Raw genomic sequence first — 2,727 nt, forward strand, 5'->3', positions numbered from 1 at the left:
CAGCTCGAGCAGCTTGTCGCGGCCCGGAGCGCCGCCCGCGAACTTGATGAAGTCGAACTGCGTCGCGAGCAGCCGTTCGACGGCGGTGTACGGGCGGTCGCCGCGGCGGCGGGGCAGGGCGAGGGTGCCGATCAGTGGCCTCGCCGGCCTCGGCAGCCTTCTCGGCGGCCTCCTGCTGCTGCTTGATGTGGGCCTCCCAGCGGGCGTGGGCCTGAGCGTACTGCTCCTCCCACTTCGCGCGCTGCTCGTCGTAGCCCTCGAGCCACTCGCCCGTCTCCGGGTCGAAGCCCTCGGGGTAGATGTAGTTGCCCTGCTCGTCGTAGGTCGCCGGCATGCCGTAGAGGGTCGGGTCGAACTCCTCGACGTCGGTCGAGGTGACCGTCTCGTTGGCCTGCTTGAGCGAGAGCGAGATCCGGCGACGCTCGAGGTCGATGTCGATGATCTTGACCATGACGTCGTCGTTGACCTGGACGACCTGCTCCGGGATCTCCACGTGGCGCTCGGCCAGCTCCGAGATGTGCACGAGGCCCTCGATGCCCTCCTCGACGCGGACGAACGAACCGAACGGCACCAGCTTGGTGACCTTACCCGGGACGATCTGGCCGATCTGGTGGGTGCGGGCGAAGTGCTGCCACGGGTCCTCCTGGGTCGCCTTCAGCGACAGGGAGACACGCTCGCGGTCCATGTCCACGTCGAGAACCTCGACGGTGACCTCGTCACCGACGGTGACGACCTCGGACGGGTGGTCGATGTGCTTCCAGGACAGCTCGGAGACGTGGACGAGACCGTCGACGCCGCCCAGGTCCACGAACGCACCGAAGTTGACGATCGAGGAGACGACACCCTTGCGGATCTGACCCTTCTGGAGCTGGGTCAGGAAGCCGTGGCGAACCTCGGACTGGGTCTGCTCGAGCCAGGCACGGCGCGACAGGACCACGTTGTTGCGGTTCTTGTCGAGCTCGATGATCTTGGCCTCGAGGGTCTGACCGACGTACGGCTGCAGGTCGCGGACGCGACGCATCTCCACAAGGGAGGCGGGGAGGAAGCCACGCAGGCCGATGTCCAGGATGAGACCACCCTTGACGACCTCGATGACCGCGCCCTCGACGACGCCGTCCTCCTCCTTGACCTGCTCGATCGTGCCCCAGGCGCGCTCGTACTGCGCACGCTTCTTGGACAGGATCAGGCGGCCTTCCTTGTCCTCCTTCTGGAGCACCAGGGCCTCGACCTTGTCGCCGACCTCGACAACCTCGGACGGGTCGACGTCGTGCTTGATCGAGAGCTCGCGCGACGGGATGACACCTTCGGTCTTGTAACCGATGTCGAGCAGGACCTCGTCCCGGTCGACCTTGACGATGACACCGTCCACGATGTCGCCGTCGTTGAAGTACTTGATGGTCTCGTCGATCGCGGCGAGGAAGTCCTCTTCCGACCCGATGTCGTTGATCGCGACCTGGGGCGCGTCGTAGTCAGGAAGAGGAATGTTGAGCGTGCTCGTCATAAGGGAGGTGGTTTCCTTGGGTGGACAGATATCGTCGGGTCACACACGTCGGGAGTCTCAGGTCGGCAGCCCCTCGCCGGCACCAGCACAAACAGGCTTCGTCGCCCGGTGTGAACCGGCTGTCGAGGTAGCAGGCCAAGGTCCACTAGGTCCGGGACCCGGGCAGACTTCAGACGCAGTTTCCAAGCCTACGCTCCAGTCACAGGCCCCGTCCAACTGTCGCGGTCGCCGCATTCCCAGGTTCAGGCCGGGAGGCATACCCTGTAGAGGTGGACCAAGCCATCAGCCCGGTCGTCCGACCGGAGGCGCCCATCGATCCCCTTTCGACAGGCTCAGGACATCGCTTCGGCGCGATCGAGACCTTCGACACCACCGGCCCGGTCGTCAGAGCGGAGCGGCGTACGGTCAGCGAGGCCGAGTCACGCCGCGCGAACGGCCCTGACTGGGACCGCTACGCCGACGAATACCAGGCCACCCATGGACCCTTCCTCGGCGACGCCGGGTTCGTCTGGGGTCCGGAGGGGCTGACCGAGGCCGACCTCGGCGTCCTCGGCGACGTGGCCGGCAAGGACGTCCTCGAGCTCGGCTCAGGTGCGTGCCAGTGCTCGCGGTGGGTGAACACCCGGGGCGGGCGCGCCATCGGCCTGGACCTGTCCGGGCGCCAGCTCCAGCACTCCCGCCGCCTCGACGAGCAGACCGGCGTCGTGGTGCCCGCGGTCCAGGCCACGGCGACCGACCTGCCCTTCGCCGACCGCTCCTTCGACGTGGTCTTCTGCTCCTTCGGAGCCCTGCAGTTCGTCAGCGACATCGCCCACGCGGTCGCCGAGACCGCCCGCGTCCTGCGGCCCGGCGGCCGCTTCGCCTTCTCGATCACCCACCCGACACGGTGGATGTTCCCCGACGACCCTGGTCCCGAGGGCCTGATCGCCGCGCAGTCCTACTGGGACCGCACCCCCTACGTCGAGGTGGACGACGAGACCGGCGAGGTGTCGTACGTCGAGCACCACCGCACCCTCGGAGACTGGGTGTCGGTCCTGGCCGGTGCCGGGTTTTGGATCACCGACCTGGTCGAACCCGAGTGGCCCGAGGACCACGAGCGGATCTGGGGTGGCTGGTCGCGCACCAGGGGGCTGTTGACCCCCGGGACCGCGATCTTCGGCGCGAACCTGGCGAGCAGCTAGACAGCGGCGACCCCACCCGGGAGAAGACGAGCACGGGCTCGGAGG

Annotated in this window: 2 protein-coding genes; one reads left to right on the plus strand and one right to left on the minus strand. The window is 67.5% G+C overall.

The genetic code is table 11. The annotated features are described in order from the left end of the window. Window positions 1-1,501: 30S ribosomal protein S1 (rpsA, locus tag ACFVJS_RS27385; protein ID WP_378886702.1), on the minus strand; the 1,501-nt coding region annotated here is incomplete at its 3' end. A 269-nt stretch (window positions 1,502-1,770) separates the two neighbouring features. Between rpsA and ACFVJS_RS27390 the strand changes: the two genes are divergently transcribed. Then, complete coding sequence (locus ACFVJS_RS27390) at window positions 1,771-2,682, plus strand: class I SAM-dependent methyltransferase (protein WP_378886703.1); 912 nt, start codon at window positions 1,771-1,773, stop codon at window positions 2,680-2,682. The last annotated feature ends 45 nt before the right edge of the window (window positions 2,683-2,727 follow it).

It is taken from the genome of Nocardioides sp. NPDC057772, from assembly GCF_042798075.1.
Taxonomy (GTDB): Bacteria; Actinomycetota; Actinomycetes; order Propionibacteriales; family Nocardioidaceae; genus Nocardioides.